Source organism: Nocardioides sp., from assembly GCF_047607185.1.
In the GTDB taxonomy this organism is placed as follows: Bacteria; Actinomycetota; Actinomycetes; order Propionibacteriales; family Nocardioidaceae; genus Nocardioides.
Window position 1 is genome coordinate 1 of record NZ_JASGDQ010000015.1, and the last position, 5,663, is coordinate 5,663.

Genomic DNA, 5,663 nt, shown 5'->3' on the forward strand with positions numbered 1-5,663 from the left:
GGGCCGACCTCTTCACCCCGCTCGCCTCCTCCGCGACGACTGGGAGCGCATGTGAGAGCGTGCCTGGGAAGCGGCCGGCCCGAGGACCGCAGGTCCTCGGGCCGGCCGCTTCCCAGGCACGCTCTCACATACGCTCCCAGTCGTCGCGGAGGAGGCGAGCGGGGTGAAGAGGTCGGCCCGGGTCAGGGCCGGGGTGGTCTCGGCGGTCGCCCTGGTGGCCGTCGGCGGGACGATCCTCGCCGCGACCGCGCGGACCAGCGGCGCGGGGGACACGGGGGACGCCGGCCGGGCCGTGGCGATCGCCCGGCAGTCGCTGCCGGCCAGCGCCCGGGACGTGCATGGAGACCCGGGCGGCGAACTGCTCTCGGTCGACCTGCGCGGCGACGGCTCCGCCGAGGTGCTCTTCTACGACTATGCCGCCGATCGCGCCCATCAGGTCACCGTCTCCGAGGGCCGGGTGAGCGCCGACCGATCGGCGGCCGGGCTGCAGCCACCGGCCTCGAGCGAGGAAGCCCGCACCGCCTTCGGGCTGGCCTCGGCCGCCGTGCCGGCGCTTCGGTTCACCCAGGCCTTCGCCGCCCAGCAGGGCGTCCCGCTGGTCTCCCCCGACCAGGTGCAGCTCGAAGCGCAGGCATGGCTGGCAGCCGGTCAGGCGGCGGCCAGCTCGCCCGAGGCCTCCGGGTGTGGCGCGCATCGCTGCGTGCGACTCCGGATCGCCACGGCGGCGGGGACCTTCCTCGACACCAGCGACTTCGTGGTCGATCTCAGCGCCGGCCGGGTGCTGTCCCTGGAGGGCGGGTGAGCGCGGCGCGGCGGAGCCGGGCGCGGTCGGCACTGGTGCGGATCCTGCTCGGACTCGCCCTCCTCGCCGCCGGGCTGGTCGCCGCGGGCGGGCACGTGGCAGCCGCGGAGGCCGACCTCGGCTGTGGCGAGGAGCTCGTGGAACAACAACTCGGCAACGGCTCGGCCTGGCGGCTGTGTGTGCGGATCCAGCCCTACCAGGGGCTGACCCTGGAGAGCGTGGAGTTCAGGCCGGCCACCGGCGAGCGGGAGTACGCCGGCTACAAGCGAGTCCTCGACTCGCTCACGCTCGCACAACTCCACGTCGACTACGACAACGGCGAGACGTCCTACGACGACGTCACCGACTACGGGCTCGGCGGCGACCACCTGCTCAGCCAGACCGCGCAGACCTGCACCGGGACGATCCGGCCGGTGCGCTATGTCAGCACCCGAGGCGGCACGGCCACCGAACGCACCCTGCCCGGCATCTGCCTGGGCGTCGTGGGCACCGGACTGGCCTACGAGAGCCAGGAGTGGAGCACCGAGGGCGGCCCCCGCTATGCCATGCAAGGCAACGCGCTGCGGCTCGCCTCGCTGTCGAAGGTGGGCTGGTACGAATACGAGCAGAGCGTCACCCTGGACGACCAAGGCGGCATCGACGTCGGCCTCGGCGCCACCGGCGACCTCGCACCCGGAAATGCTCCCGGGGTCTTCTTCTCCACCGACCCGACCACGGGCTGGCCGATCGGCCCGGCCGGCGACGGCGCGACCTACTACGCCACCTCGCACTGGCACGACGCCAGCTACCGGGTCGACTTCGGCATCGACGCCGGTGCCGTGCAGCAGGTGCAGCAGTGGGACTACGTCGCCGCAGGCCAGGGGTCCACCGCGGTGCTCGGCGGGACGCCGACGACCCACGAGCGGGCCTTCCTCGGCGAGCCGAGCGGCGATTACGCCCGACTGAGCTGGTGGCGGGTGCTCAACCCCAGCTCCCTCAACCCGGACGGGCACCCGCGCTCGTACGAGATCGTCAACGACAGCGTGCTCGACGTCGACTCCGCGCTGGCGGCATGGCCGGTAGCCTTCACCAACGCCGAGCCCTGCCAGCAGTTCGCCTCCTACAACCTCGATCCCGGCTGTCCGAACCAGAGCGTGCTCGACTATGTCGCCGAGGACGACGCGCCGCTGACCGACCCGGTGGCCTGGGTCAACGTCGACTTCCACCACGTCGACCGCGACGAGGACCAGTCGCCGATGCCCACCCACTGGCAGCACTTCCGGCTGATCCCGCGAGACTTCTTCGGCCAAGGGCCGGCCACGCCCGACGCGCGCTCGTGCGTCAACGGAGCGGGCCTGATCGACTCCAACGCGCTGCCCTGCATCGCCACCAACCAGAAGCTCCCGACGATCACCGCGTCCACCTCGCCGGCCGCGGCAGGGACCACGCTCACCGCCACCCCGGGCACCTGGAACGAGGCACGGACCACCTGGGACTATGCCTACCTCTGGTTCCGCGACGGCAGCGCGATCACCGGCACCGACGCCGACGGCCTCCCGACCGCCGCCACCGCCTCGAGCTACGTCCTCACCACCGCCGATGTCGGCCACGCGATCACCGTGAAGGTCACCGCCTCGCACCCCGGGTATGTGTCGGGGACCGCCGAGTCGGCCGCCCTGGAAGTGCCGGGCCCGGCCGACCAGGCCGAGGCCACCACGGGAGCCGTCCCCACCGCGGCTGCAGCCACCGCCGCCCCGTCGAGGATCACGGTCGTCCCGGTCAAGCGGACCACCGTCGGCCGGCGTGCCCGGCTGGCGGTCCTGGTCACGACACCCGGGGCCACGGCGACCGGCCGGGTGGTGGCCTCGGTGCGCGGCAAGCATGGCCGCGCCCGGCTCGTCGAGGGGCGCGCCGTACTGCTGCTGCCGAGGCTGCGCGAGCCGGGCCGCTACCGGTTGAGAATCCGCTATTCCGGTGCCGACGGCATCGCACCATCCCGCCGCGTGGTCGTCCTCGCCGTGGCGAGGGAGAGGTGAACCGGCAGGTTCTCAGCGGCGGCGTCGACTCGCCTCCTGGCGCCAGCCAGGCAGGGCCGAGCGCACGGCGAGCAGCAGTTGCACCCTGGTCTCGCGATGGTCGAGCCGGTCGCCGAAGAGCTTCCTCAACTCCCGCTGATGGCTGCGGACCGTGTTCGGGTGGAGGTTCAGCCGGGTCGCCCACTCGGCCGCGGTGCCGGGCATGGCCAGCAGCTCGAGGAGGGTCTCGGCGAGCTTGAGCCGCCTGCCGGGCGTGATGGCGTCCAACGGCTCCAGGCCGGCATGCAGATGCTCGCGCAGCCCCGGGGCAGAGGCGAGCAGCAGACCCTCGAAGTGATCGGCGCAGTCGAGCACCAGGTCCGCGCGGATGGCTCCCTCGCGCCGCAAGCGGAGGGCACGTTTGGCCACGCGATAGGCCTGATGGGCGGCCTCCCAGTGCTCCGGCCAGCTCAACGCGACCACAGCGGGCCCGATGGCCCGGAGCAGCTCGGCGCGTCGTGACGGGAGCGAGCAGGCGTCGACGGCGAAGACCAGCAAGCCCGCGTGAGCGCCCATCAACAGCCAGTCGCCCTGTCCGCGCTGGAGCTGCCGGTGACCTGCCAGGGTCGGCTGGGCGACGCCCACGATCACGTGGGCCGGGAGCGGCCACCCGGCTTGCGCGGCCAGTGCCTGCCGGTCGCCCGCCCGCAGACGGTCGGCTGATGCGATCACCAGGTCGACGAGCAGCCGGGCGCGTGGATCGGCGCGCCAGCGCGGTTGTTCGAAGCTTGCCCTGGTGTAGGCGAAGAGGCGATCCATGAAGTCCTGGACGGATCGGTCCGCGCTCGTCACGGTGGACGATCCGACCGGCGGACAGGCGATCCGGTGCTGCCGCACGAACCTCTGCGCCTCGACGGTGGCGACCCGCCAGGCATCCTCCAAGACGCGAAGGTCGTCGCGTTCGACCGCTTCGGCCTCGCCGAGCTCCCGAAAGACCTTCGCGATCTCGGCGTGATCGGAGCGATCGCCGTGGACCTGCCTCAAGAACTCGCCAACGCCAGTCGCCACGGCATGGTGGATGACGAGCCTGCGCTGCCCGGTCACCGGACCCCGGCAGGCCGCGACCTGACTCTGGATCGCGGCCACGATCCACTCCGTCGCGCGACGCTCCAGGACGAGCTCCGCGCGTTGTCGTGGCACATGAACGACGCTGTTCATCACACCTCCCCGTGGTGTGCGAGCCGTGCGCTGCTCGAAACCACAGGAGCAGCACAGCCCCCAGCGCCGTTGCGGGCCGTTCATACCTGTATGGGTGCGATCAAATTCGCGTCAGAACTTGTCACTCAAGTAACAAGTCAGATACGGCAGGTCTCGTCGGCGAGGCGTCAGCGTCCGCTGGTCATGTCGGGGAACTCCTTCGGCAGCAGTTCGAGGAGGGGCACCTCAAGTGCCTGGCTGAGGGCGACGAGGCTCTTGAGCTCGGGGTTCATCGGCGTGCCGGGCTTGGACTCACCCTTCTCATACTTCTGGTAGGTGAAGGAGGCCAGGCCAGCAAGATGGGCGACCCGCTCCTGGCTGAGTCCTCGTCGCTGCCGGGCTCGTTTGAGGTTATGCCCCAGCTCGCGGGCGAAGTCGAACCAGGTCGGCTCGGGGGATTGGCGATTTGGCACGTGTCCAGTCTCGCCGCTGTCGCCGCTCGGTATGTATATACCAGTATGTGAACCTACGGATGGCGTGCCGGTGACTGTGGACGGGCCGGCTCGGGCGGTGTAATCGTCGGTGCGCCGTCGTACCGTCTTCGAAGACGCGCGACTCGGCGCCGGAGGTGAACATGATCCACGACCCAGACTCGCCTTCCTGGCTGACTGAGGCCTGCCCGGCGTGGTGTGCGCGCGAGCATCGGGAGGCCGATCATCCCGAGGACCGCTATCACCAGAGTGAGCCCGCGATCGTGCCGGTGATCGCCAGCCTGGCGCCGCTGGTGCCCGTCCCGGCGTCGTTCGAGCCGGCCGACCTGGTGGTCCGGCGTTGTCGATATGTGGCCGACGCGGTCGAGTGGCTGGCTGTGGAGACACTGGAGGCCGCTCATCTCCGGCTGGTGCTCACGCTGGAGTCGGCCCGCCGGCTGGTGCGGGCGGTCGCCGACCAGGTCGAAGCGAGCTGAGCACCGCGGCCGTCGCCCCGAAATTGGCCAGAAACCATCCACAGGCGGGCTTCAAACCGCGATATCCACAGGCAGCTCCGCGCGGGGCTGCGACTGTCCTCGCTCAGATCTAGCGTCAGATCGCTGGCTTCTCTCCGGCCGGCGCCACACACTGAAGGGGTGATCGACTTGGAGTTGGAGACATGGGTCTCGCTCGCCGCGCTGCTCGGCGTCGCCACCGCGCTCTATGGGCTGCTCTCGCGGAAGTTCGGAGACGTCGATGCCGCGATCACGCGACTCGACGGCAAGGTCGACACGTTGCGGGTGGAGTTGAAGGGTGACATTGGTCGGGTCGACAAGAAGGTCGACGACCTGCGGGTGGAGTTGAAGGGCGACATCAATGCGCTGCGGGTGGAGTTGAAGGGCGACATTGGTCGGGTCGACAAGAAGGTCGATGACCTGCGGGTGGAGTTGAAGGGTGACATCAATGCGTTGCGGGTGGAGTTGAAGGGCGACATTGCTCAGGTCGACAAGAAGGTCGACGACCTGCGGGTGGAGTTGAAGGGTGACATTGCTCGGGTCGATGGGAAGGTCGATGACCTGAGGGTGGAGTTGAAGGGTGACATTGCTCGGGTCGATGGGAAGGTCGATGACCTGCGGGTGGAGTTGAAGGGTGACATTGCTCGGGTCGATGGGAAGGTCGACGACCTGCGGGTGGAGTTGA

6 protein-coding genes are annotated in these 5,663 nt (G+C 70.1%); 4 read left to right on the forward strand and 2 right to left on the reverse strand.

Annotated features, from left to right (window positions below; translation table 11 throughout):
- Positions 1-163: 163 nt before the first annotated feature.
- Together QM595_RS01815 and QM595_RS01820 are read left to right on the forward strand one after the other, a co-directional pair.
- Positions 164-802 carry a hypothetical protein gene (locus QM595_RS01815; protein WP_415169810.1) on the forward strand — a complete coding sequence of 213 codons (639 nt, stop codon included), beginning with the start codon at positions 164-166 and terminating at the stop codon, positions 800-802.
- On the forward strand, positions 799-2,817 hold the full coding sequence (locus QM595_RS01820) for a hypothetical protein (protein ID WP_415169811.1): 2,019 nt from the start codon (positions 799-801) through the stop codon (positions 2,815-2,817). The genes QM595_RS01815 and QM595_RS01820 overlap by 4 nt, the downstream gene beginning before the upstream one ends.
- Positions 2,818-2,829: 12 nt before the next feature.
- Here QM595_RS01820 and QM595_RS01825 read toward each other — a convergent pair whose 3' ends face one another.
- Both QM595_RS01825 and QM595_RS01830 read right to left on the reverse strand, forming a co-directional pair.
- Positions 2,830-3,996 (reverse strand): helix-turn-helix domain-containing protein, encoded by a 1,167-nt coding sequence (locus QM595_RS01825; protein WP_415169812.1) that lies wholly within the window; start codon positions 3,994-3,996, stop codon positions 2,830-2,832.
- Positions 3,997-4,181: 185 nt separating this feature from the next.
- Positions 4,182-4,466: a helix-turn-helix domain-containing protein gene (locus tag QM595_RS01830; protein WP_415169813.1), complete on the reverse strand. Its 285-nt coding sequence runs from the start codon at positions 4,464-4,466 to the stop codon at positions 4,182-4,184.
- A gap of 161 nt (positions 4,467-4,627) precedes the next feature.
- Here QM595_RS01830 and QM595_RS01835 point away from each other — a divergent pair, with 161 nt between their 5' ends.
- The gene (locus tag QM595_RS01835) at positions 4,628-4,960 is read left to right on the forward strand and encodes a DUF6907 domain-containing protein (RefSeq protein WP_415169814.1); all 333 of its coding nucleotides are present in this window, start codon (positions 4,628-4,630) and stop codon (positions 4,958-4,960) included.
- A gap of 159 nt (positions 4,961-5,119) precedes the next feature.
- Positions 5,120-5,663: hypothetical protein (locus QM595_RS01840; protein ID WP_415169815.1), on the forward strand; the 544-nt coding region annotated here is incomplete at its 3' end.

Coding starts and splice junctions, on each gene's coding strand:
- QM595_RS01835 (WP_415169814.1), top strand. CDS start 4,628: ATGATCCACGACCCAGACTCGCCTTCCTGGCTGACTGAGGCCTGCCCG.